We start from the raw sequence: 22,414 nt of genomic DNA, 5'->3' as shown, positions 1-22,414 counted from the left end.
TCAATTATATTTCTGAATGTCGGCCTGGATCGCACGGTTCAATAACCGTGCCCAATTCACGAGAAAAGTCTATGATTGCTCGCCTCCCTCGACATGAGCACATCATGAGCCCACCAAAAAAACACGCAGGCCGCTACGACCCCGGCAGTGAAGACTTTCACAAAGAAGATTTCCCGTTCTACTGGCTCGCAATGGTGCATGGCCGCTACAGCCAGTACATGGAAAAGGCCCTGAAGAAAATCGGCCTGGACATCCCGCGCTGGCGGGTGCTGTTCATCCTCAAGGAGAACGGCCAGTCGAGTATTTCCGAAATCTCCACCCACGCCATCGCCAAGCTTTCGACCATCACCAAAACGGTGTATCGCATGAAGGAAGACGGCCTGGTGGACACCGCGCCCTGCGAGGACGACGGCCGCGTCACTCAGGTGCGCATCACCGCGCAGGGGCGCGAAGCGATTGAACGCATCCAAGTGGCCACCGGTGATGTGTTCAAGCGCAGTTTCAACGGCATGACCGAAGCACAGATCCAGCGCCTGAACCGCATGCTCGAAACGGTGTTCGACAACCTCGGCGAACCCTAGGCCGGCGGCAACACAGCCTGTCACGCATAACCAACTTTCTGGCAGGCTCGAACAAGCAGCCAGGCTGTGTATCGGCTTTTAATGCAGAGGTCTTTCGAGCGCCCATCGGGCGCGACGAACCCTTCATTGGAGCGCCGCCATGCACATTGCCGTATTGCCCTCAGTCGTTGCTTTCCTGGGCCGTGACCATTCCAATTTCATCGATGGCGCCGTGCACACCAGCGCGTCGACACAACGCATCGGCATCGTCGACCCCGGTACCGGCGAGACCGTCGCGCAGTTGCGTGACGCCCAGGCCGAAGATGTGAACCTGGCCGTCGACAGCGCGGCCAGAGCCTTCAAGGGCGCCTGGGCACAGGTCACGCCCTACCAGCGCGGCGTCCTGCTCAACCGCCTGGCCGATCTGATCGAGGCCAACGGCGAAGAACTGGCACAACTGGAAACCGTGAGTTCCGGCAAATCGATCAACCTGTCGCGGCATATCGAGGTGGGCCAGAGCGCGGTGTTCCTGCGTTACTTCGCCGGCTGGGCCACCAAAATCGGCGGCCAGACCATGACCCCGTCGTTTCCCTCCATGGACGGCGAGCACTACAGCGCCTACACCCTGCGCGAGCCGGTGGGCGTGGTGGCAGCCATCGTGCCTTGGAACTTCTCGTTGATGATCGGCGTGTGGAAACTCGGCGCCGCGCTGACCACCGGCTGCACCGTCGTGCTCAAACCCAGCGAATACACGCCGCTGTCCCTGCTGCGCCTGGCGGAACTGGCGATCGAGGCCGGGATTCCGGCTGGCGTAATCAACGTGGTCAACGGCCGCGGCCAGGTCGGTCAGCAACTGATCGCACACCCGCAGGTACGCAAGGTGTCGTTCACCGGCTCGGTGCCCACCGGCATTGCCGTGGGCAAGGCCGCCATGGGCGCCGACCTGACCCGCGTGACCCTGGAACTGGGCGGCAAGAACGCCGCCGCGCTGCTGGCCGACGCCAACGTGGATGACGCTGTGGCTCGCTTCGTGCAAGCGGCTTATGTGCACCAGGGCCAGGTGTGCGCATCACCCGAGCGCTTGTTCGTGCACCGCTCAATCGTCGAGCAAGTGACGCAAAAGATGGCGGCGATGCTGTCGCAGATGGTCATCGGTTCGCCCCTGGATGAACACGCCCAGTTCGGCCCACTGTCGAACAAGCCGCACTTCGACAAAATCCTCGGCTTTTTCGAGCGTGCCCTGCAGAGCAACCAGGTGGCATGCGGCGCGCGGGCCGTGGACCGCGCCGGTTACTACGTGGAGCCGACGCTGATCGTGGCCACCGGCAAGGACGACCCACTGCTGCACGAGGAAACCTTCGGCCCGGTGGTGTGTGTATTGGCGTTCGATGATGAAGAAGAATTGGTCGAGCTGATGAACGAGAGCCCGTTCGGCCTCACCGCCAGTATCTGGACCAACGACCTGTCCAAGGCCTTGCGCCTGATCCCGCAAATCGAAGCGGGCACGGTGTGGGTCAACATGCACACCTTCGTCGACCCCAGCGTGCCGTTTGGCGGGATGAAGGCATCGGGTGTCGGGCGTGAGTTCGGCAGTGCGTTTATCGACGATTACACCGAGCTGAAATCGGTAATCATCCGCTACTGAACACGCTCTCTGTAGGAGCGAGCTTGCTCGCGAAAAACGTCAACGATAACGCGTGTTTCCTGGCTGAACGCGGCGCCTGTGAATTCTTCGCAGCATTCTAGATGAGAAATGGGTGAGAGCTGGCTTGCCTGCGATAGCGGGCGGCCAGGCAACACTGCATCAATTGAACCACCGCATTCGCGAGCAAGCCCGCTCCCACAGTGGTTTTGTGCTAGATGAGAAAATGGCGAACGCCCACCCTGACTGAACAGCATTAGGGCAATCCGTGGTTCAGTGCCCAAGGCTTCGATAGCGACTCGGGGTCATCCCGGTCTGCTTCTTGAACGTCTTGGAAAAGTGCGCCGAATCAGTAAACCCCCAATAGCTGCCGATATCGGTGATCGAGCGTTGCGCGCAAACCGGATCGCGCAGGTCCTGCGCCGCCTTCAACAGCCGCTCACGCAGGATATAGCGACAGACACTGTCGCCGCTGGCTTCGAACAGCCTGTAAAGCTGGCGGCTGGAAGTGCCCAGTTCCTCGGCCAGCGACGCCGGCGAAAGCCTCGGTGAGTCAAGCCGCTGCCGGATGACGGATTGCACTTCATGCAACTGCCAGCCCGGGGAGTCGGCGCCGACTTGATACTCCAGCACCGATTCAAGCAAGGCCACCAACGCCCTCTGCACGCCATCGCCATCCTGCGGGCAAGACCATTGGGCCAACTCGCCGCCAGCGACCTGCCGCACCAGCGTACAAAGCAGTTGACCACAGACACCGGTGGTCGACAGCTTGCCGAAGCGGCTACGCTCCAGGCCCTTGAACAACTCACGCGGCAGAGGGATCGACACGTGGGAAAACAAGCCGTTGGGGGTCATTTTCACCGCGCCGGAAAAGTCCAGCAACGCCAGGTCACCATGGCGCAGGTCGACCACTCGGTCCCCGAGTTCGATGGCCATTGAGCCTTGCTGTTGCAGCACAAGGAAACAACGCCCCGAGGAATCACGCTCGCCTGAGCGGGCAGCCTTGGCAATCACACTGGCATTGCTGCGAATGTGCGCCACCGCCGTACTGCCCATCAGTGTTTGTTGCATTTCACCGATGAAAAGGCTCTGGCAGTGGTCATAGCGCGTGTCGAAACGACCGCAGGCCGCGTGCACACGCTCGTTCCAGGCCGACAAGGCTTGACCGTTCATGGGTAACCTCCCTGCTCGCTTGCGTCACACACCCGGCATAACGGCGGCGCATGAGACCTGGACACGATTGAACGCCAACCGAGCCCGCAACACCGCCACCCCATAGATGACCAGGACCGCCACCGAACAGGCCCCGGAGAACACCAACACCGCCCAGTAGCCAAACGCCTCGATCAGGAACCCACCCGCGGCCGGCCCGAACGCCGCACCCAGAGACAGGCACAACGCGCCCAGCGCGACGAGCTTGCCCGACAGGTCGAATTCGGCCATGACGCCAAAGGTGTAGGCCAGCACGAAGCTGATCGAGAACAGAAAGCAGATAACCCCGGTCACGTAGCTCGTCAGCGAGGAGAATTGCGCCAGGGCCACCAGGCCCAGCAACTCCGCGAGGATGACCGCCGCCACCGGCAGGAAGCGTCCCATTTTCAGGCCGATCGCCGAGGCGATGAAGCCCCCGCCGGCATTGATTAAAAAGCCCAGCGCCAGGACCAGCCCGATCGTATCCGAGGTCAAGCCGGTCTTTTTGCCCATCAGTTCCAGGAACGCCCACACCGACATAATGCCGGTCAGGAACACCAGGCTGGCCAACAGACTCAACCACACAATGGCGCGGCTTTCAGTGCTGGCTATCCGCACGGCGGCCTCGGACGCATCCAGTTGGCGTTCGCTGCGGCGCGGTACCCAGGGCAGCGGCAGGATTCCCATCGCCACCATGGCCAGGGCGATGGTTATCAACATACCTTCAAAGCCCCACACCGGCGCCACCGCTACCGGCAGCACGATCAGCAGGAGAGCCCCCGGCACGGTCTCGATACCCAGCTTGAACCCGAACGCACGCTCAGGCTGGGAGCTGTCACCGAAAATCGTCATGGCCAGGGCATACAACGCTCCTGTGCCGGCGCCCGCCAGGGCCATTATCAGCAGCAGCATTTCATAGGACGGGTCGCGCATAACCGTCAGCACCGCGCCCACCACCACAGCCGACGACAGCGCCGAAATGAGCCGCCAGCTGAGCCGGTGGATCCACAGCAGGGACGCCAGCCCGAACGCGCCAAACCCCAGGTTCATGGCCATCGCTAGGTTGCCCAATTGGTGCTCGCCAAGCCCGAAACGTTCGGCAAGCGCACCAAACAGTACGGGGAGCACATTCAATAACAAGGCCCCCGCGCCGGAGACCAGCCCTGCACACACATAGACGGAAGTTCTATCGATCGGATTTATTTTTATAGTTTTCATGTATGTATCCTGGTTTTTGAACAGAGGTTCACATTTGCTTGACGACGGTCCTCACGGCGACCGCCCGGGCAGGCAGGCGGAGGGTCACCCCATAAGCAACCAACGCGCCCAACCCGCAACACCCCACCACCAGGCACATCGGCCATGCGGTGCCATCAGCCAAATGGCTGACCCACAGACTGGCCAGCGCCCCGGTAGCGAATTGCACCGAAATCCCCAGCGCCACGCTCGCGCCGGCCTGGCGTGGAAACAGCGTCATCAGGCTGGCCATGCAGTTGGCGCCGATCAAACCGGTCACACCCATGTACAGCACCATGCAACACACGATGCTCGCCAGCCCACCCCATCCGGTATAGCCGACCAGCATCATCGCCAGCCCTGCCCCGCTCGCCAGTACCGTGCCCACCCCGAGCATGCGTTGCGGTCCGAAACGGCCCACCCAACGGGCGTTGATGAAGGTCACCAGGATGATGCCGAGGATGTTCAGGGCGAACAATGCGCTGAACACCCGTGGCGAGACGTCGAAGTACACCACGTAGACAAAAGGCGACGCGGTGATAAAGGCGAACATGCCGCCAAACCCCAAGGCCATGCACAGGATCAGCGCCACTGCCCTGGGTTGCCGGGCAATGGCAAGGTACGCCGCGAAGGCCGCCGGCACGGACGCACCGCGCTGCTGCACGGGCAAACTTTCCTTCAGGGTCAAGGCAACCAGCAACAGGCACAGGCTGGACAGGATGAACAACGCCGCGAAGATGGTGCGCCAGCCCTGGATCAGCACCAGCCAGGTGCCGATCATCGGCGCGACCAGGGTCGCCATCATCGTCAGCACGTGCATCCACGACAGCACTTTGGCCGCCTCCACCAGGCCGACCAGATCCCTGGCGACGGCACGGGCCAGCACCAGCGCGCCCGCGCCACCCAAAGCCTGGAAAAAGCGCCAGGCAATCAGTTGCTCGACGCTGCCGGCAAACAGGCAGCCCAGGGTCGCGGCCACGTACAACACCAGGCTGCCGAGCAGCAACGGGCGCCGGCCATAGCGGTCGGACAATGGCCCGTAGCACAGCATGCCCAGGCACAGCCCGGCAAGAAACGCGCTGATGGTGTGCTGCACTTGCGCGGTGCTGGTCCCCAGGTCCTCGGCGATTTGCGGAAAGCTGGGCAGGTAAGTGTCAATCGAAAACGGCCCGAAGGCCGTCAGCGATGAAAGCAGCACGATCAAGCGGGCCCGCGGTTTCATCGAGCAGCAATCGCAAGGCTGTCAAGGAACGCGATGACCAGCCGGTTGAACGTCTCGCCCTGGTCGTCATGCACATAGTGGCTGGCGTCCGCGACTTCGGCGGTGCGCACCAGAGCATTGCTGTCGCGCATGGCTTGCAGCGTCGCCGCCGGCAAGAAATCCGAGCGCGTGCCGCGAATGAACAGAGTCGGGCAATCCAGGGCGCGCACCGCCGGCCACAGGTCGGTCGGCTCGATACTCAGGCGCGCCTCGGCGATGCCTTGCTGATCGTGACGCCAGGTAATCACGCCGGCACTTTCCTTCATCGAGTGTGCCAGCCGGGAAGCCAGGCCCTGCTCCGACAAGCCGGGGCGTGAGGTCTGCCAGAACGCGCGGGCGGCGTCCCAATTGTCGAATTGCAGTGGGGTCTGGTTCATCTCGCGGCGAATGCGCGCGGCGCCGTCACCCTGGATCGAGGAGCCGGGGCCGATGTCTTCGATGATAAGGCCCAACAGGCGGCCCGGGTTTTGCCGTGCGTATTCCAGGGCGTTGGCGCCGCCCAGCGAGTGCCCGAGCAAGACGAAGCGCTGCAGACCGGCGTGGGCGACGAAGTCCTGCAGGTCGTCCACATAGGACTGCGTGTGGTAGCTGGCGGACGGCGCCCAATCGCTCAGGCCGCGACCGCGCTGGTCCAGGGCGTACACGCAGAAGCCCGGGCCGAGCGCCGCAACCAGCGACTCCCAGGTCTGTGCGTAGGCACGCAAGCCGTGCAGCAGGACCAGAGGCACGCCGCTCGGGTTGCCCCAGCGCAGGACATGCAGGTTCAGGCCTGAACGGTTGGTGAAGAAACTACTGACTGAGTGCATAACTTCGCTCCGCTAATCTGCGTAGGAGCGAGCTTGCTCGCGAAAAACTCAAGTGCGCCGCGGTCATACAGACTGCCTGCGTTTTCGTTGACGTTCTTCGCGAGCAAGCTCGCTCCTACAGGGGCATGGGCCTGGATCGGATCAGAAACGATCGAAGCGATACGGGCTCGGATCAATGATCGGGGTGTGCCCGCTGACAATATCGGCCGCCAACTGGCCGGCCGCCGGCGAGGTGCCGAAACCGTGCCCGGAGAAACCGGTGGCCACGGTCAGGCCTGGGATCTGCGCGACCGGGCCGATCACCGGGTTGGAGTCCGGGGTCACGTCGATCGTGCCGGCCCAGGCCTGGGCTATTTTGGCTTGCTCGAACACCGGCCAGGCCGCGATGAGGTTGTTCATAGCGTCGTTATTGAGCTGCGGGTTGGCGGCCGGGTCCTGCACGCGCACGCGTTCGAACGGGCTGACACTGTCGGCCGACCAGCGTCGGGACAAGGCCAGGTCCTTGAAAAAATACCGCCCCAGCGACACATTCAACACACTACGCTGCGCACGGAATTGAGGCATGTATTGCTTGGCCAGCAACAGGTGGTCCAAGGTCAGGAAGGCGTCCAGCTTGCCGCGCTGGGTGATGATGAAACCGCCGTCCTTGTGTTTGCGAAAGGAAAAGTCCGGAGCGCCCACGGCAATTTCAGTGGGGCCTTGCATGGGATGGGTACGCAACACCGAACAGGTCAAGGCCAGGGTCGGCAAGGACACACCGAGGTTGCCCAGGAAGCGCCGCGACCACATGCCACCGGCCAGCAACACCTGGTCGCAGCGGATCTCGCCCTTTTCCGTGACCACGCCGCTGACCTTGCCGGCGGACATCTGCAGCGTACGCACCGCGCACTGTTCGATGATAACCACGCCCAGGGCCATGGCGGCCTTGGCAATCGCGCTGCTGGCAAGGGTCGGTTCGGCACGCGCATCGGACGGCGTATAGATCCCGCCGGCCCACGCGCCCGCCCCGCCCGGTACCCGCTGCGCGATCTCGCTATTGCTCAGCAAGCGCGAATCCAGGGACAGGTGCTCGACCGATTTGAGCCAGCCTTCATGCATCGCCATTTGCGCTTCGTTACGCGCGACGAACATGATGCCCTCTTGCCGGTAGCCCACGTCCGCGCCCACCCGCTCGGGCATCTGCGCCCATAAGCGATCTGCGGCCAGGGCCAGCGGAATATCATAGGCGTGGCGGCTGGTCTTGCGCACCCAGCCAAGGTTGCGTGAGGACTGTTCGCCAGCGATACGGCCTTTTTCCAGCACCACCACCGGGATGTTGCGTTCGGCCAGAGTCAGCGCAGCCGTCAGGCCGATGATTCCGCCGCCAATGATGACGACGGAGGTGGCGGTGGGACATTCGGTGCAGGTATTCACGGGCGCAATAGTCGGGGCCATGGTCAAGACTCGCAAAACAATAAAGGTCGGCCGCGCGGGCGCACGGCTGCGTAGCGGATTACTGCGTCAGGCGAATCACTTCGACCTGCGCCTTGGAGGCGTTGCGGTAAGCCGTCACTTCCAGTTCAACCTTGTAGACCGTCGAGCCCAACGGCGGGCACGTCACGGTACTGGCCGGGTCGACGCCGCGAAACTTCTCGCCGATCAGGGCCATCACCGTCGGCACGTCCTTGGGGTCCTGGATGAACACCCGCGAACACACCACATCGGCCAGGCTGGCATCCACGGCAGCCAGGGCGCTTTCGATGTTGGCGAACACCTGGTGCGTCTGCTCCAGGATATCTTCGGGGATCAGTTTGGTCTGCGGATTACGGCCGGCGGTATTGGACACATAGATCCAGTTGTCCACCACCACCAGGCGCGAATAGCTGGCCTGGTCTTCAAACGGCGAACCGGTCTTGAGCTTGATGATTTTTGTCATGTCGAAGGCCTCGTCAGTTGGGTAAGGAATGGCTCAGCGCAGTACCGGGGTTTCCCACAGGTTCAATTTCACGCCGATGCCTTTTTCGATGGCATTGCGGTACACCACGGTGCCCCACGCCACGTCTTCAACCGGCATGCCGCCGACCGACATGATGATGATCTCTTCATCGTTGCGGCGGCCCTGGGCATCGCCGGCGACTATCTTGCCAATGTCTTCGAGCTCATCGGCCTGCATCTTGCCTTCGGCAATCATGTCCATGAAGCGCACGCCGATTACCGGCACGCAGTGGTGCGCAGGCTTGGGCAGCTCTTCGAACCAGGCTTCGTACAGACCGGTGTTATCGAGCACTTTGCGTACGTCGCCGAGCTCCATGCCTTCATCAAGCGAGCAGGACGCCGGCATTGCCATGAAGCACCCTGGCTTGACCCACTCGCGCTTCACAATTGGGTAGATCGAGGGGTCGCCGGTCTCACCGGAGCTACAATAAGTAACAAGGTCGGAATCACGGACCACTTCTTCGAGGCTGTCGACCACGTTGATCGTGGTGATCTGCGGGTAGGTTTCCTTCACCCAGCCCAGGAAGTCATTCAGGCTTTTCTCACCCCGCCCCTTGATCTTCAAGGTGTCGATCTGCGGGCACACGGCGATAAACGCGGCGAGCGTGGTCTTGCCCATCACGCCCGGGCCGAGCAGACCGACCACTTTCGAGTCCTTGCGGGCCAGGTGGCGCGCGCCAACACCGGGTATCGCACCGGTGCGATACGCCGACAACAGGTTGGCCGACATATGCGCCAACGGGGCGCCGGTGTCAGGGTCATTGAGGGTAAACATCAGGATCGAACGGGGCAGGCCTTTGTCGCGGTTGGCGATGTTGGAGCCATACCATTTGACGCCCGCGGTGCAGAAGCTGCCGCCCAGATAGGCCGGCATCGCCATCATGCGGCGGTCGGCTGTCGGCTTGGGCATGTTCGGGAACGGCGAATCCTTCGGGAACACCACCATTGCGCCGTGGGAATCGTTGTTCGGCCCGGCCATGCGGTAGTCGCCGCTGTAGAGCAGGCCGAACATTTCCTCCATGGTATTAACACAGGCGAGCATGTCAGTGACGCCAGCCCGAATCATGTCCTGCTCGGACAAGTAGATGAAGTCTATGTTTGTAGTACTGGACATTATTATTCTCGACTGAAAGGGATATCGCAGCGGTAGGCGCTGCTCCCACGCTATCGAGGTCGAGTATCGGCGTGCGGTGGGTGACGGTATTGTAAATTTCGGACATCAAGTTTCGAGCGGGCCCTCGGAGTTGGCGTGAAAAATGCGTGAATATTCCCGCATATATCCACCTGAAGGTCCGGTCATGCTCAACCTGTGTTCACCGACCCTGCGGCAGCACACTGCTTACGAACAACCCTGGTTCGTACTCAACTCATCTCGGTATTCGGTCATGCCCTCCGAACACCCGGCGATTTCGCATTTCTACGCCTTCGATGTCGTCCACTCGGCTGACCTGCTGGCGGTGCCGGACGGCTGCGTGGACATCGTGTTCGACTGCGACGCAACGCGTCCCAGCGTGAGGATCTGCGGCACCCCGCTGGAGGCCCAGCGGGTCGAACTGCTGCAGGGCCATCATTATTTCGGCGTGCGCTTTGCGCCGGGGGTGATTCCGGGCTTCATCAATGTGATGGCCGAGGACCTGACCGAACAGGAATGGGACCTGCTGCAAGTGTCGGCGTTCGCCCAGCGCATTTTCGAAAGCATCGTCAACGCCCCGTTGCTGCAGGACCAGATCAAGCTGTTCAACGACTATCTCGCCCCGCGCCTGATGGGCCGTACCTCGAAGCTCACCGCGATGGTCATCCAGCAGACGCTGGCCCATCGCGGCGACCTGCGCATCCAGCACCTGGAAGACCTCAGCGGCTACACCAGCCGTACCATTCACCGCCAGTTCAGCCAGGACACCGGCCTCTCGCCCAAGACGTTCTGCCGGATCATTCGCTGCCAGGCGGCGCTGGAAAGCCTGAATACCCGGCACGATGTATCGTTCTCGGAACTGGCCCTGGACCTGGGCTTTTCCGATCAGTCGCACTTCCTGCGCGACTTCAAGAAGCTGGTCAGTACCACGCCCTGCGATTACCAGCGCAAAATGCTGCAGAGCGCCTACAACGAGCGCATCCGCTTCGCCTGAGCGCCCGCCCCCCCGGGCTGCGAAAACAATAATTCGCCTCTCCATCAATTCTCCACAAACCCTTCGCTGAACGTGCATGCTTGCGGTGCATCATTCACTCCGTTGCTGGAAAACAGTGCATGTTTAGCGCATTGACCCGCAACACCGCACATCGAACGAGCAGACCATGACTGAATCACTCCTCGCATCGCCCGCCAACCAGGCGCTGGTGCTGATCGCCGAAGACGAGCCGGAAATCGCCGATATCCTCACGGCCTACCTCAAGCGCGCCGGTTTTCGCACCGCGCATGCGCAGGACGGACGGCGCGCGCTGGAACTGCATCAACAGCTCAAGCCCGACCTGGTGCTGCTCGACGTGATGATGCCCAAGCTGGACGGCTGGATGGTGCTGGCGGAATTGCGTCATCGCGGCAATACACCGGTAATCATGCTGACGGCACACGACCAGGACATGGACAAGCTGATGGGCCTGCGCATCGGCGCGGACGATTACATCGTCAAACCCTTCAACCCGGCGGAAGTCATCGCCAGGATCCAGGCGGTGCTGCGCCGTTGCGGTGACCGCGGCGCCGGCCACAGCGTGGTGCGCGTCGACGCCTTTGAAATCGACATCGACAGCCATGAAGTGAACGTCTACATCGGCACGCGAAAACAGCCGTTGCACCTCACGGTGACCGAATTCAACCTGCTCGCACAGCTGGCCAAGGCACCGCGCCGCGTGTTCAGCCGTGCCGAACTGCTGGTGCTCTGCTCGCCGGAGAGCGACAGCCTGGAACGTACCGTCGACAGCCATATCAGCAAGTTGCGCCGCAAGATCGAAGACCTCGGCCTGCACGGCGTACCAACCAGCATCCGTGGCGTCGGCTACCGGTTCGGGAGCCAGGCATGAGAGTGCCCAACAGTTTGAGCCGGCAGATCATTTTGTCGATGTCGGCTGTGGTCCTGTGCGTGATTGCGCTCGCGGTCGTGGGCTCCTATGTGTTCTACGCCGTGCTCTGGAGCCTGTCGCCGCCCACGCAGCTGGAATTGGAAGCGGATGAATGGCTGCCCAGTGGCGTGGAATGGCTGTGGATGAGCCTGATTACCTGCGTCAGCCTGAGCTTGGGCGTGGCGATGGCGGTCAAGTTGTCCAAGCGCATTCTGATGCCGCTCAATTCGGTGGCAACGAGCCTGCGCAGCCTGGCTGCCGGCGACCTGGATGCACGCGCCGTGGCGCCCGATCTTTCCCTGGGCGAAGCCGCTCTGTTGGTGGATGACTTTAATAGCATGGCGAATCGACTCAAACACATGGCCGAGGAGCAAGCCTTCTGGAATGCCGCCATTGCCCATGAACTGCGCACCCCGCTGACGATCCTGCGCGGCCGCCTGCAGGGGTTGGCCGAGGGCGTTTTCGAGCCGGACACCGCGCAGTTCTACAGCCTGCTCGGCCAGGTCGAAGGCTTGACCCGCCTGGTCGAAGACCTGCGCGTGGTAGGCATGGGCGATAACGGCCACCTGGTCCTGGCACTCAGTGAGGTGGAACTGGCCGACGCACTGGAAGCCGAAGCGCGGCTGTTCGAGCCGAGCTTGAACAGCGCCGGCTTTAGCCTGCAGCTGAACCTGCGCAAGGGCCCCGTCTACTGCGACCCCGGTCGCATCCGCCAGGGCTTGCTGGCGCTGCTCGACAATATTCGCCGGCATGCCACGCCGGGCACTGTCAGCATTGAATTGGGCAGTGACGAGCGCGGTCACTTCCTGAGGGTCGCGGATGAAGGTCCGGGGATCGATGCGGCGTTCGCCGAGCATATTTTCGAGGCGTTCCAGCGTGGCGAGAGTTCACGCTCGCGCGCCCAGGGCGGCAGTGGACTGGGTCTTGCGGTGGTGCGCGCGATAGCCATCGCCCACGGCGGCGCGGTGACGTGTCGAACATTGATAAACAGCGGCACATTGTTTGAACTCAGTTGGCCCGCAGCATCACGTTTCACTGCCCAGACCTGATACCCGCTGAAACAAACCCGCTGTATATGAATACCCACCAAGGTGATGGCATGCGTTTGTGTATTGGCCTGTTCAAGCGGGCAAGAAAATACCGCCACTTTGCCTTACTGGACACACACGGACGTTGTATTGCTTTCATGAGTTGCGAAAGGATTCCCGCCAGGGGCGAATGGATGGAAGTCAGTGAAGTCAATCTCGCCTGGCTCAGCCAAACGCTGCCAGGCCATGAGCGCCGGGACAGAGAATAGCCGCATTGTCGCCTGCTTGGCTCTGATGTTTAACGTTCTCACGTGGATAACTGTTATGCCGACACAGCATTCAGCTCGCAACGCTATCGACCTTAAACAACTGGAAGCGTCACTTTCGCTCTACAAGTTTAAATTGAGAAAGTTGCAACGCTTCTGGATTCCCCTGCAGAAGTACGCCCCGCAAAGTGTCTTGGCGTTATGGTTAATCGGCGTGTGCGTTTCATTAGTGACACTGTCGTACTACCACTGGCTGGTCATCGCCCCGGCTATTTGTATATTGATTACCGCGGAAATCATTGTCGAAGAAGTCCAGATTGATCTGTTACTGATGACCGACGAAGTGCGTTACCTGCTCGACGTCACCCGTGACATTTATCAACGCAACACGTACCCCACAGGCGCCCCATGCCAGCCGTAACGCCGCCGATTCTGCTCGAAGAAAGTAAAAAGCTGGGGCAGCAATCCGCCAGCCAGACCCTCAAGGCTATCGCCAGGGCCTACCCCGGCAAACTGTCCGGCACCTTGTCGCTGGTCGCGCTGGAAAACGCCTTGCTGCTGGCCTATCCGCTGTTCGCCGGGTTTGCCGTCGACTCGATCATTCGTGGCGATGCCGGCAGTGCCGTGTGGTACGCCGCCGTCGTGCTCGGTTTCTGGGTGGTCGGCGCGGCCCGCCGGGCCCTGGATACGCGCACCTTCACGCGCATCTACGCCGACCTTGCGGTACCGGTGATTCTCAACCAGCGCCTGCAACGCCACAGCACCTCCAGGGCAGCGGCGCGCGTGATGCTGGCGCGGGATTTCGTCGATTTTTTCGAAAAGCACGTACCAACCATCGCCACCGCACTGGTGTCGATCGTCGGCGCGGCGGCGATGCTGCTGGTGATCGAGCCCTGGGTCGGCCTGGCGTGCCTGCTCGCGCTGTTGCTGTGCGTCACGTTCATGCCTGGCTTTGCGCGGCGCAACCAGCGCTTGCACGAGCGCTTGAACAATCGCCTGGAAAAAGAGATCGGCCTGGTGGAAAAAGTCGGCGCACACACCCTGCGCCGTCACTATCACCTGCTGTCGCGCCTGCGCATCGGCTTATCCGACCGCGAGGCCATTGCCTTCCTGTCCATTGGCCTGCTGGCGGCGCTGCTGTTCGTCGTCGCGATTACGCAACTGGCCCTGGCACCGCAGATAAAAGCCGGGCACATCTACGCGGTGATGACCTATTTGTGGACCTTCGTCAGTTGCCTGGACGAAGCGCCCTCGATGATCGATCAACTGGCGCGGCTCAAGGACATCGGCAAACGCGTGGACCCCGGCCTGGACCGATAACTCACGCCGAACCCACATTTGGATTGCAGTGCATCAGATCCTTGGAGCATCAGCAAGACGCCCTGCGCGTTTCCGAAGGCGACTCGCCAAACAGCTCGCGATAATGCGTCGCGAAGTGGCTCAGGTGGAAAAAACCCATGGCCACAGCAATCTCGCCGACGTTTTTTTCGCTCGCGGACGTCGCGATCAGTCGACGGCGCACCGCATTCAGGCGCAAATTGCGCAAGTACTCGACCGGGCGCATGTCGGTCACCGCCTGGAAACTGTTCTGCAAGGTCCTGCGGCTCACGCGCAGTTGCTCGCACAGGTCAAGAATGCTCAACGGGGTATCGCCACTGGCGATGATTAATTCCTGGCTGCGCCTGACCAGATACGCACTGACCGCGAAGTTGCCACGCCGGCCACGCACTTCATCGCCGGCGTGGGTGAACAGATCAAGGAACGCACCGAGCAATTCATCCTCGAGCATCTTCTCCGCCGCCGGGCTGATCGTGTCGGCGTGTTCCAAAAAGTGACGAAACAGTGGATGGATACGCTGGCGAATGCGCAACAGTAACGCTTCATCCACGCTGAGCGCCGAGACGCTGGTCAAACGCTTGAGCTGCTCGCCGGACAACTCGACCGCCGCCAGTCTGGCAAAGCGCAACGCGTCCACATTCAAGGCGAAGAAATGTGTGCCCTGCGGTGCATGCAGCACAAATTCCTCGCCGTCCCGCAACAGCACCACGCTCTCGGCCCCCACCTGCTGGCCCTGCACCACCGGCGGGCTGCCCAGTGACATGGCCGCGCACAAGCGGCCCTTGGGCGAGCGGCCATGCTGCACCACACGCTTGTCCAGCACTTCCTGGAAGATCTGGAAGCGATCGCCGGACAGCTGGCGCAGCTCACTGGTCAGGCAGCCGCGACCGAGCTGGTCATAGACCTGCTGCCAGCCCTGGATCGAGCCGGCGTGCTGTTGAGAGTCATTGAAGGTGCGGACTTCGGCGAGCATGTTGGTCATTCCTCGGCGGCCTGATGCTTGTTTTTTGGCCTGAAGGGGGCTCAGTCATCCATAACGGTAGCGGGCGTTTGCGCAGGCGCGGGGCCGGCGTGGAAATCCAAAGCCAGTTCCGTGCCAAGCATCTGCAGACGATAAGCGCCCGTTTGTATCTCCAGCGGTGCCAGTAACGCGCCGGACAGCACAACCTGCCCGGCCGCCACGGGATGACCGTCCGCCAACAGGCGCCGCACCAGCCAGCAGAGATTGAACAGCGGGCTGTCCTCGCGTGCCTGGGTATTGCCGCTGCCCAGCAGCGCGCCCGCATGCTCCAGGCGATATTCCACGCAGGCATGCCGCGCCGCATCGAATGGCACCCGCGGCCCGACACAGTAAAGCCCGGCGGCAGCGTTATCGGCCAGGAACGCGCCCAGCCCGAATGTCCAACCCTGCCAGCGGCAATCGGCGATTTCAAAGGCCAGGGCCACCTCGGCAATCGCCGCCAGAATCTGCGCATCACTGTAGTCGCCCGGCACCAGCGTGCGCCCGAACACCAGCGCCAGTTCAACCTCGAGCTTGGGCTGGATCAGCCGCGCCAACGACACCGTGCTGCCCGGCGCGACCACCATGGCCGACGTAAGCGCGCCATATACCGGTTCGTCGAGGCCAAAACGCGCCTGCGCCGCGCGCCCGGCGAAGGCCACCTTCCAGCCGCTCAGGTGCTCGCCGCCTGCCAGGCGCTGCGCCAAACCCTGGCGCAGCAGCGCATAGCCTTGCTGTTTGTCCAGCGCCTCGGGCGACAACGGCGCGATGGCCCGGGCGCTGCGCCCGGCCTCGTGCAGTTGGCCGGTTAACTCGTCAGCGCTGCTCATGACAGTTGCGCCGCCAGCTTGCGCAGCACGCCGTCAAGCCGCTCAGGGGTGGTGATCGCCGCGACGAAACGGTCCGGACGCACTACAACGATGCAGTCGCGCACCTTGGAGAACCATTGGCCGAGGCGGTTATCCACGTCCTCCACACTCAAGGCCGCGTTGGCTGTCAACGGCTGGTTGCGCCCCACGCCGCTGCGCGAGCGATTGACCTGGATGAAACGTGTCTCCCACCGCGCCCAATACTCGGCCATCGGCTCACTGAGGTGGTCGCGCGGGTTCACCCGATAACCCAGTACGGCGTAGCCATTGCCGAGCACCTCATCGAGGCGCCGACGCTGGCCCTGGGCGTCTTCGATATTCGGCTGGATGAACAACTGCCCGACCAGATCATCCTCACGCAACTCGGCCCGTTCATGGTGGACCAGGCCCTTGGTGATGGTGGCCTTGGGTTTGAACTTGAATTCCAGCAAGTGCGAGCGCAGGTTATCCACAGTGTTGACGGCCTGGAACAGCCAGTCGCGCACACCGGCCATCAACGGGTTGGTCAGGCCGAGTACCGCGCCCATGTTGTCGGCCAGGGACACCAGCTCGGTTGCGTGACCACGCCGCTCCTGGTCGTAACTGGCGAGGATCGACGGCGCCGCGCGACCCTGGATGATCGCCGCCAGTTTCCAGGCCACGTTGGCCACGTCGCGCAGGCCGGAGTTGAGGCCCTGCCCGGCCCACGGCGGGGAAATATGCGCGGCGTCGCCCACCAGCGCCACACGCCCTTCGACAAACCGCGCCGCGACCCGCGAGTGGTGGGTATAGGCACGGATACGGATGATATTGAGGTCGTTCACGGCATCGCCGATATGCCCGTGGATCAACTGGCGAATCGTCGCTTCTTCGCACATTTTCGCTTCGTCCTCGCCTTCCATCAGCATGAATTCCCAGCGGCGCTGCTGGTATGGCAGGTAGATGCACACGAAGGGCCGCTGCGGGTCGGCATGCAGCGCGGTAAAGGGCGCATCGAGGGTGTCGTTGGCGGTGTCGACCACCACCCATTTACGCGGATGGGTCAGCCCGAGCAGCTCGACGCCGAGTTGCTTGCGCACCGTGGAGCGCCCGCCATCGGCACCGATCACGTAGTCCGCCCGGAGCTGGTAAAGCTCACCGTGGGCATCGCGCACCTGCAGGGTCACGCCCTCTGCGTCCTGCTCGAGTTCGAACAATTCGTGGCCCTGGCGCAACTCGACGCAGGGGTGCTGGCCGAGGTGTTCGCGCAGGGTGCCTTCAAGCAGCTGCTGCATGAAGATATTGCGCATCGGCCAGCCATAATGCGCGGTGCTCGGCTTGACCTCGGCGAAGCACACGCCGCGCGCATTGTAATAACGCAGCGGTACATCGCAGATCATGTCGCGCACCGCCAGGTCGGCGATGCCGATGCCCTGCAGCACGCGCAGCGCCTCATCGTCCATGCCCACGGCACGGGGATACGGCAGGATGCCGTCGGCCAGTTCGAGGACGACGCAGTCGATGCCGTATGTCCCCATATAGTGCGCGGCGGTGATCCCGTTGGGGCCACCGCCCACGATGACAACCTGGGTCTTCTCCTGCTTCATCGCTATTCACCGCTTTTCTTGTTGTGAGTTGAGTCCGGGCATGCGCATTTCTGTTGGAGCGAGCTTGCTCGCGAAGAACGCATAGGCACTGCATTTATCCAGAACGAACGCGTGATCGTTAACGTTCTTCGCGAGCAAGCTCGCTCCTACATGGGTGTTTTCAGTGCAGGCCGTCCAGGCCCTTGACCTCTTCGGCTTTCAGGCCGCCCAACCGCGCATGCAAACGCCCGCGCGTGGCGAAGGCCCAGATCACGACGATTTCATCCGGCGAAGGGCCGTCGCCGAAGGTCAGGGAGAAACTGTCATAGTGCGAACGCACATACAACGCGTCCTTGTGCGCCAGCGGCACGTCGATGGTCGAACCTGGGCCGCCACGCTTGCCGGTGGACGGCACCCACGACTTGCCACCGCCCAGGGCCACGCGGATGGGATCGGCGGCCGGGTTGGTCAGCAGCGCGTTACCGTGCTCGTACTCGCCTGCGCTGCCCACCAGGATAGCCTTGCCGTAGCTGATGATTTCACGGCTGCCGGCGAGTGCCTGGATGCGCCGGCCGAATTCTTCGCCCAACAGCGGCGACGGCTCGACCAATTGCGCCAGGTCCTGGCTGAAGCGCCCGGCATACGGGTTGTCGATCACCGCGGCCACGGCATACTTGAACAACGGCTCGCCATCGGCCAGTTGACCGGTCTCGTTGGCCAGGGTTTCTTCAACGAAGCTGTACCATTTGCGGATGTGATAGCTGGCGAAATTTGCAGTTTTCATCAGGTAAACCTCGGTTCAAAGCGGGTCAAGGGGGTCAAGCGTGATGTTGCGACTCGGCGCGCCGGCGGCCTTGAAGCGGGCCTTGCCGCACGCATCGTCATGCTCGGTCTCGAGAAAGAATTCCATGCGATTGCAATCGGGGTCGTTGAAATACAGGCCGTTGCCGATTTCGTGATCGGTGATTTTCACCACCTCGACGCCCTTCTCCAGCAACATGCCGTAGAGCTGGCGCAAGGTGGTCATATCACCGTCGATTTCCAATCCGTAGTGCTGCAGGCCCAGGCCGCCCTGGTGGGCGCCGGGTTCTGCACGAATCAAGGCGATATCGTGGTGCTTGGTGCCAAACGCCATCATGACCCAGCTTTCGCCCCGGGCACTTTCGTGCATGCCCAGGATGTCGGCATACCAGCGCGCCGACACATCAGGATCACTCACAAACAGCGATATGTGGGTCCGAAGGATTTTGACTTTCATCACCGGTTACCTCAGTTCTTCTTGACGATGGATTGATGCCCGGCCTTGATCTGCGCCACGGCGGGCGTCCACAGCACATCGGCGATCTCACTGAATTCACGCCAGTGCTTCTGCCAGCCATCACCGCCGTTGTCGGACGTGAACAAGTGCCCGTACTTGGTGCCCGCCACGATCTGGCGCGGGTTGGCCGGGTTGAAGGCAAGCGCCCAGACGCAGGAGTTGGGCTGCTGTGGCAGGGGCAAGACGTTCCAGCTGAGCGCGGCATCGCGGGAAACGAGGATCTTGCTGGTGGTGCCTGGCGTACCGTCGGAAATGCTCAGGTACAGCTCGTTTTGCGTGCCCAGCGGCGCGTTCATGGCGCGCAGGTAGTACAAATCGAAGGCTTCGCGGCCGATGATACCGGTCCAGGTCAGGCCTTCATCCAGGCTGCGGTAGACCGCGTTCACGCACACCACCACGATGACTTTCTCGCCGTGATTGGGCAGGACCACGATGTTGTGGATGTCCGAGTTGTAGTCCCACAACAGGCGGTCATCGACACGGGTCCAGGTGTCACCGCCGTCACGGGAATGGAACAACCCGCCCTCCTCCAGGCCGAACCACAACTGGTTGCGGTCGCTGGGGTCATAGGCGAAGGCCAGCAGGCGTGGGCGACTGACGCCGTCGCAGAACTCGGGGATTTCCACCGGCGCGCGATCCCAGCTCAGGCCGCCGTCCAGGGTACGCCACAACACGGCGCGCGAAGGCGCGCCGGTGCCGACGAAAATCCGTTGCGCGTCCTGCGGGTCGACGGCGACTTTCCACACCGTCTGCCCGTTGAACGGCGAATCGACACGCTGCCAATGGCCACCGGTGTCGTGGCTGACACACAAGCCCACGTCGGTGCCGGCATAGATGCGCTCGGGCGTGTCGGGGTGCACGCTGAGGGAGCGGGTGATCGCATCGAACTCGAGGTCCTGCCCCAGGCCCAGGCGATGCCAGGTCTTGCCGTCGTCGGCGCTGCGGATCACCGCCTGCCCGACGGTGGCCACCAAAAGGGTTCCGTTACTCATCTGTGATCCTCCTCAGATATAGATGCCACGGGTCAAACCGCCGTCGATGCCGATGGACTCACCGGTCACCGCGCCGGCCTTCGGCGAGGCCAGGAAACCGATCAGCCAGCCCATTTCAATCGGTGCCAGGGTGCGGCGAATCGGCGTGGCGTCGATATAGGCTTGCTCGACCTGTTCGGCGGTCTTGCCTTGCTTGACCGCTTCGCGCTCGTACAACTCCTGGATATGCGGGGTATCGACGACGCCGGGGTGAATCAGGTTGACCGTGATGCCCAATGGGCCCAACTGGTCGGACAGGGTCTTGGTCATGTGCGCGATTGCCAGGTTGCGCATGCCCGAAAGCACTTTGCTGCTGCGCCCGGTAAGCCCGCCGATGTTGATGATGCGACCGAAGCCGGCGGCCTTCATGTGCGGCGTCACGGCCTTGGCACAACGGAAATAGCCGATCACCTTGGTGTTGAGGTCCGACAGCAGTTCATCGTCGCCGGCGTGTTCGATGTCATTACGCACCACGCCGGACGGGGCCGCGGCACCGTTGACGAGGATGTCGATACGGCCGAAATGCTTGTACGCAGCATCGACCATCTCCGACACGGCCTTCATGTCATTGGTGTCACAGAACAGCGGCAGCACTTCGTTGCCGGTCTGTGCCGTGATTTCTTCGGCAGCCAGCTGCAGGAACGCCATGCGGCGCGCGCAGATCACAACCTTGCAGCCTTCCTCGGACAGAAAACGCGCGACTTCCTTGCCGATGCCCATGCCGCCGCCGGTGACGATCGCCACGCGGCCTTTCAATTCCAGATCCATTGCCATTTCCTCTTGTGATTATTCAGTTCAGGCGAGATCGACAAACACGCTTTTGGTCTCGGTGTAGGCGTCGATCACGTTCTTGCCCATTTCCCGACCCCAGCCGGATTGTTTGTAGCCACCGAACGGTGAAGAGGGATCGACCACGTTCCAGCAGTTGATCCATACCGAGCCGGCCTTGAGCTGTGCAGCCACGCGGTGCGCCGAACGCAAGTCGCGGGTCCACAGGCCAGCGGCGAGGCCATACGGCGAATCGTTGGCGCGCAACACCAGTTCATCGATTTCGGTCCAGCTCATGACGGTCAGTACCGGGCCGAAGATTTCTTCGCGGGCCACGCAGGCGCGTTCGGCACGGTCGAGGAACACGCTCGGTTGAATGAAATGCCCATGCTCCAGGTGCGCGGGACGGCCGCCACCGCAGATCAGTTCGGCGCCCTCTTCCTGGCCCCGCTGCAGGTAGCCCTTGACGGTGTTCAACTGCCGCGCGGACACCAGCGGGCCCATGCTGCTCGCCGGGTCCAGGCCATTGCCGAGCACATGCGCGGCGGCATGACGCTGCAGCTCTTCGAGCACCTGGTCGAGCACACTGGCGTGCACATACAGGCGCGAGCCGGCGGTACACACCTGGCCCTGGTTGTAGAAGATCCCATCGGCGGCGCCCTTGGCGGCACGCACGATGTCGGCGTCGGGCAAGATGATGTTGGGGGACTTGCCGCCCAGTTCCAACGAGACCTTTTTCATGTTGCTGGTGGCCGCCTGGGCGATCAGCCGCCCGACCTGGGTCGAGCCGGTAAAGGCGATCTTGTCCACGTCCGGGTGCTGTGCCAGCGGTGCGCCAGTGTCGGCGCCCAGGCCGGTAATCAGGTTGACCACCCCGGCCGGGAAGCCGGCGGCCTCGATCAGTTGCACCAGGCGGATCGCGATCAGCGGTGTCTGCTCGGCGGGCTTGAGCACCGCCACGCAACCGGTGGCCAGCGCCGGGCCGAGCTTCCACACGCACATGGTCAACGGGAAATTCCACGGCACGATCAGCGCGCAGATACCCACCGGTTCACGCAAGGTGTAGTTGAGCATCGGCGCGCCGCTGGCCGGCGAGACGGGCAGCGTGCTGCCCTCGATCTTGGTTGGCCAGCCGGCGAAGTAGCGAATGATGTTCGCCGCGCTGGCCGCTTCACCGCGCGCGTTGGCAATCGGCTTGCCGTTCTCCAGGGTGATTAACTGCGCCAGTTCCTCGCGGTGCTGGTCCAGCAGATCGGCTAGGCGAAACAGCAACAGGCCGCGCTGTGCCGGCGACTGCAAGGCCCAGGCACCGCTAAAGGCCGCGCGGGCAGCCGCGACGGCTGCATCCACATCGCGCGCATCGCCTTGGGCGACTTCGGTGAGGGTCTGCTCGGTGGCCGGGTTTTGCACGGCAAAGCGCCGACCGCTGGCGGCGTCCTGCCAGGTGCCGCCGATGAACAGGCGACCGGGCTGATCCAGGAACGCCTGGACGGCAGGCAATAATGGGGGCAGGTTCATGGTCGACTCC

Annotated in this window: 22 protein-coding genes; 7 read left to right on the top strand and 15 right to left on the bottom strand. The window is 62.4% G+C overall.

Annotated features, from left to right (window positions below; translation table 11 throughout):
* Nucleotides 1-104: 104 nt before the first annotated feature.
* Both BFP95_RS27070 and BFP95_RS27065 read left to right on the top strand, forming a co-directional pair.
* Nucleotides 105-581 carry a MarR family winged helix-turn-helix transcriptional regulator gene (locus BFP95_RS27070; RefSeq protein ID WP_065873506.1) on the top strand — a complete coding sequence of 159 codons (477 nt, stop codon included), beginning with the start codon at nt 105-107 and terminating at the stop codon, nt 579-581.
* 139 nt (nt 582-720) lie between these two features.
* On the top strand, nt 721-2,205 hold the full coding sequence (locus tag BFP95_RS27065; RefSeq protein ID WP_065873507.1) for an aldehyde dehydrogenase family protein: 1,485 nt from the start codon (nt 721-723) through the stop codon (nt 2,203-2,205).
* Nucleotides 2,206-2,475: 270 nt separating this feature from the next.
* Here BFP95_RS27065 and feaR read toward each other — a convergent pair whose 3' ends face one another.
* From feaR to BFP95_RS27030, 7 genes are all read right to left on the bottom strand, one after another.
* A complete protein-coding gene (gene feaR / locus BFP95_RS27060) occupies nt 2,476-3,375 on the bottom strand; it encodes a transcriptional regulator FeaR (RefSeq protein ID WP_056858435.1) in 900 nt (299 codons plus the stop codon).
* 24 nt (nt 3,376-3,399) lie between these two features.
* A complete protein-coding gene (locus tag BFP95_RS27055; protein ID WP_236447832.1) occupies nt 3,400-4,611 on the bottom strand; it encodes an MFS transporter in 1,212 nt (403 codons plus the stop codon).
* Nucleotides 4,612-4,639: 28 nt separating this feature from the next.
* Nucleotides 4,640-5,851: a multidrug effflux MFS transporter gene (locus tag BFP95_RS27050; protein WP_065873508.1), complete on the bottom strand. Its 1,212-nt coding sequence runs from the start codon at nt 5,849-5,851 to the stop codon at nt 4,640-4,642.
* Nucleotides 5,848-6,696, bottom strand: a complete 849-nt coding sequence (locus BFP95_RS27045) for an alpha/beta fold hydrolase (RefSeq protein ID WP_056858433.1) — start codon at nt 6,694-6,696, stop codon at nt 5,848-5,850. The genes BFP95_RS27050 and BFP95_RS27045 overlap by 4 nt, the downstream gene beginning before the upstream one ends.
* A gap of 141 nt (nt 6,697-6,837) precedes the next feature.
* Nucleotides 6,838-8,130 carry an NAD(P)/FAD-dependent oxidoreductase gene (locus BFP95_RS27040; RefSeq protein WP_056858432.1) on the bottom strand — a complete coding sequence of 431 codons (1,293 nt, stop codon included), beginning with the start codon at nt 8,128-8,130 and terminating at the stop codon, nt 6,838-6,840.
* Nucleotides 8,131-8,188: 58 nt separating this feature from the next.
* Nucleotides 8,189-8,611, bottom strand: coding sequence for a RidA family protein (locus tag BFP95_RS27035; protein WP_056858431.1), 423 nt, complete (start codon nt 8,609-8,611; stop codon nt 8,189-8,191).
* Nucleotides 8,612-8,644: 33 nt separating this feature from the next.
* Nucleotides 8,645-9,784 carry a tyramine oxidase subunit B gene (locus BFP95_RS27030; protein WP_056858430.1) on the bottom strand — a complete coding sequence of 380 codons (1,140 nt, stop codon included), beginning with the start codon at nt 9,782-9,784 and terminating at the stop codon, nt 8,645-8,647.
* Between the two features lie 184 nt (nt 9,785-9,968).
* Here BFP95_RS27030 and BFP95_RS27025 point away from each other — a divergent pair, with 184 nt between their 5' ends.
* The 5 genes from BFP95_RS27025 (at nt 9,969) to BFP95_RS27005 (ending at nt 14,338) form a co-directional block, all read left to right on the top strand.
* Nucleotides 9,969-10,796, top strand: a complete 828-nt coding sequence (locus BFP95_RS27025; RefSeq protein ID WP_056858429.1) for an AraC family transcriptional regulator — start codon at nt 9,969-9,971, stop codon at nt 10,794-10,796.
* A 166-nt stretch (nt 10,797-10,962) separates the two neighbouring features.
* Nucleotides 10,963-11,685, top strand: coding sequence for a response regulator (locus BFP95_RS27020; protein ID WP_065873509.1), 723 nt, complete (start codon nt 10,963-10,965; stop codon nt 11,683-11,685).
* Nucleotides 11,682-12,773 carry an ATP-binding protein gene (locus tag BFP95_RS27015; protein WP_056858427.1) on the top strand — a complete coding sequence of 364 codons (1,092 nt, stop codon included), beginning with the start codon at nt 11,682-11,684 and terminating at the stop codon, nt 12,771-12,773. Before BFP95_RS27020 ends, BFP95_RS27015 begins: the two co-directional genes overlap by 4 nt.
* A 183-nt stretch (nt 12,774-12,956) precedes the next feature.
* A complete protein-coding gene (locus BFP95_RS27010; protein ID WP_329606454.1) occupies nt 12,957-13,439 on the top strand; it encodes a hypothetical protein in 483 nt (160 codons plus the stop codon).
* Complete coding sequence (locus BFP95_RS27005) at nt 13,427-14,338, top strand: ABC transporter six-transmembrane domain-containing protein (RefSeq protein ID WP_065910955.1); 912 nt, start codon at nt 13,427-13,429, stop codon at nt 14,336-14,338. The genes BFP95_RS27010 and BFP95_RS27005 overlap by 13 nt, the downstream gene beginning before the upstream one ends.
* A gap of 49 nt (nt 14,339-14,387) precedes the next feature.
* Here BFP95_RS27005 and BFP95_RS27000 read toward each other — a convergent pair whose 3' ends face one another.
* From BFP95_RS27000 to BFP95_RS26965, 8 genes are all read right to left on the bottom strand, one after another.
* Nucleotides 14,388-15,329 (bottom strand): helix-turn-helix domain-containing protein, encoded by a 942-nt coding sequence (locus BFP95_RS27000; protein ID WP_065882047.1) that lies wholly within the window; start codon nt 15,327-15,329, stop codon nt 14,388-14,390.
* A gap of 50 nt (nt 15,330-15,379) precedes the next feature.
* Nucleotides 15,380-16,186, bottom strand: a complete 807-nt coding sequence (locus BFP95_RS26995) for a 2-keto-4-pentenoate hydratase (protein ID WP_056858425.1) — start codon at nt 16,184-16,186, stop codon at nt 15,380-15,382.
* Complete coding sequence (locus tag BFP95_RS26990; protein ID WP_056858424.1) at nt 16,183-17,790, bottom strand: bifunctional 3-(3-hydroxy-phenyl)propionate/3-hydroxycinnamic acid hydroxylase; 1,608 nt, start codon at nt 17,788-17,790, stop codon at nt 16,183-16,185. The genes BFP95_RS26995 and BFP95_RS26990 overlap by 4 nt, the downstream gene beginning before the upstream one ends.
* A gap of 160 nt (nt 17,791-17,950) precedes the next feature.
* Nucleotides 17,951-18,553 carry an amino acid synthesis family protein gene (locus tag BFP95_RS26985; protein WP_056858423.1) on the bottom strand — a complete coding sequence of 201 codons (603 nt, stop codon included), beginning with the start codon at nt 18,551-18,553 and terminating at the stop codon, nt 17,951-17,953.
* Nucleotides 18,554-18,568: 15 nt separating this feature from the next.
* Nucleotides 18,569-19,027, bottom strand: coding sequence for a VOC family protein (locus tag BFP95_RS26980; RefSeq protein ID WP_056858422.1), 459 nt, complete (start codon nt 19,025-19,027; stop codon nt 18,569-18,571).
* A gap of 11 nt (nt 19,028-19,038) precedes the next feature.
* Nucleotides 19,039-20,079, bottom strand: coding sequence for a VPS10 domain-containing protein (locus tag BFP95_RS26975; RefSeq protein ID WP_065910954.1), 1,041 nt, complete (start codon nt 20,077-20,079; stop codon nt 19,039-19,041).
* Between the two features lie 12 nt (nt 20,080-20,091).
* Nucleotides 20,092-20,886 (bottom strand): SDR family NAD(P)-dependent oxidoreductase, encoded by a 795-nt coding sequence (locus BFP95_RS26970; protein WP_056858420.1) that lies wholly within the window; start codon nt 20,884-20,886, stop codon nt 20,092-20,094.
* Between the two features lie 27 nt (nt 20,887-20,913).
* Complete coding sequence (locus BFP95_RS26965) at nt 20,914-22,404, bottom strand: aldehyde dehydrogenase family protein (protein ID WP_065873513.1); 1,491 nt, start codon at nt 22,402-22,404, stop codon at nt 20,914-20,916.
* Nucleotides 22,405-22,414: the final 10 nt, after the last annotated feature.

It is taken from the genome of Pseudomonas sp. 58 R 12 (genome assembly GCF_900005865.1).
GTDB classification, from domain to species: domain Bacteria; phylum Pseudomonadota; class Gammaproteobacteria; order Pseudomonadales; family Pseudomonadaceae; genus Aquipseudomonas; species Aquipseudomonas tritici.
This window is presented reverse-complemented; position numbering and strand designations above follow the sequence as displayed.

Excerpts from the sequence above, each read along its gene's own strand:
- BFP95_RS27070 (WP_065873506.1), top strand. The coding sequence starts at position 105 with ATGAGCCCACCAAAAAAACACGCAGGCCGCTACGACCCCGGCAGTGAA.
- BFP95_RS27065 (WP_065873507.1), top strand. The coding sequence starts at position 721 with ATGCACATTGCCGTATTGCCCTCAGTCGTTGCTTTCCTGGGCCGTGAC.
- feaR (WP_056858435.1), bottom strand. The coding sequence starts at position 3,375 with ATGAACGGTCAAGCCTTGTCGGCCTGGAACGAGCGTGTGCACGCGGCC.
- BFP95_RS27055 (WP_236447832.1), bottom strand. The coding sequence starts at position 4,611 with ATGAAAACTATAAAAATAAATCCGATCGATAGAACTTCCGTCTATGTG.
- BFP95_RS27050 (WP_065873508.1), bottom strand. The coding sequence starts at position 5,851 with ATGAAACCGCGGGCCCGCTTGATCGTGCTGCTTTCATCGCTGACGGCC.
- BFP95_RS27045 (WP_056858433.1), bottom strand. The coding sequence starts at position 6,696 with ATGCACTCAGTCAGTAGTTTCTTCACCAACCGTTCAGGCCTGAACCTG.
- BFP95_RS27040 (WP_056858432.1), bottom strand. The coding sequence starts at position 8,130 with ATGGCCCCGACTATTGCGCCCGTGAATACCTGCACCGAATGTCCCACC.
- BFP95_RS27035 (WP_056858431.1), bottom strand. The coding sequence starts at position 8,611 with ATGACAAAAATCATCAAGCTCAAGACCGGTTCGCCGTTTGAAGACCAG.
- BFP95_RS27030 (WP_056858430.1), bottom strand. The coding sequence starts at position 9,784 with ATGTCCAGTACTACAAACATAGACTTCATCTACTTGTCCGAGCAGGAC.
- BFP95_RS27025 (WP_056858429.1), top strand. The coding sequence starts at position 9,969 with ATGCTCAACCTGTGTTCACCGACCCTGCGGCAGCACACTGCTTACGAA.
- BFP95_RS27020 (WP_065873509.1), top strand. The coding sequence starts at position 10,963 with ATGACTGAATCACTCCTCGCATCGCCCGCCAACCAGGCGCTGGTGCTG.
- BFP95_RS27015 (WP_056858427.1), top strand. The coding sequence starts at position 11,682 with ATGAGAGTGCCCAACAGTTTGAGCCGGCAGATCATTTTGTCGATGTCG.
- BFP95_RS27005 (WP_065910955.1), top strand. The coding sequence starts at position 13,427 with ATGCCAGCCGTAACGCCGCCGATTCTGCTCGAAGAAAGTAAAAAGCTG.
- BFP95_RS27000 (WP_065882047.1), bottom strand. The coding sequence starts at position 15,329 with ATGCTCGCCGAAGTCCGCACCTTCAATGACTCTCAACAGCACGCCGGC.
- BFP95_RS26995 (WP_056858425.1), bottom strand. The coding sequence starts at position 16,186 with ATGAGCAGCGCTGACGAGTTAACCGGCCAACTGCACGAGGCCGGGCGC.
- BFP95_RS26990 (WP_056858424.1), bottom strand. The coding sequence starts at position 17,790 with ATGAAGCAGGAGAAGACCCAGGTTGTCATCGTGGGCGGTGGCCCCAAC.
- BFP95_RS26985 (WP_056858423.1), bottom strand. The coding sequence starts at position 18,553 with ATGAAAACTGCAAATTTCGCCAGCTATCACATCCGCAAATGGTACAGC.
- BFP95_RS26980 (WP_056858422.1), bottom strand. The coding sequence starts at position 19,027 with ATGAAAGTCAAAATCCTTCGGACCCACATATCGCTGTTTGTGAGTGAT.
- BFP95_RS26975 (WP_065910954.1), bottom strand. The coding sequence starts at position 20,079 with ATGAGTAACGGAACCCTTTTGGTGGCCACCGTCGGGCAGGCGGTGATC.
- BFP95_RS26970 (WP_056858420.1), bottom strand. The coding sequence starts at position 20,886 with ATGGATCTGGAATTGAAAGGCCGCGTGGCGATCGTCACCGGCGGCGGC.
- BFP95_RS26965 (WP_065873513.1), bottom strand. The coding sequence starts at position 22,404 with ATGAACCTGCCCCCATTATTGCCTGCCGTCCAGGCGTTCCTGGATCAG.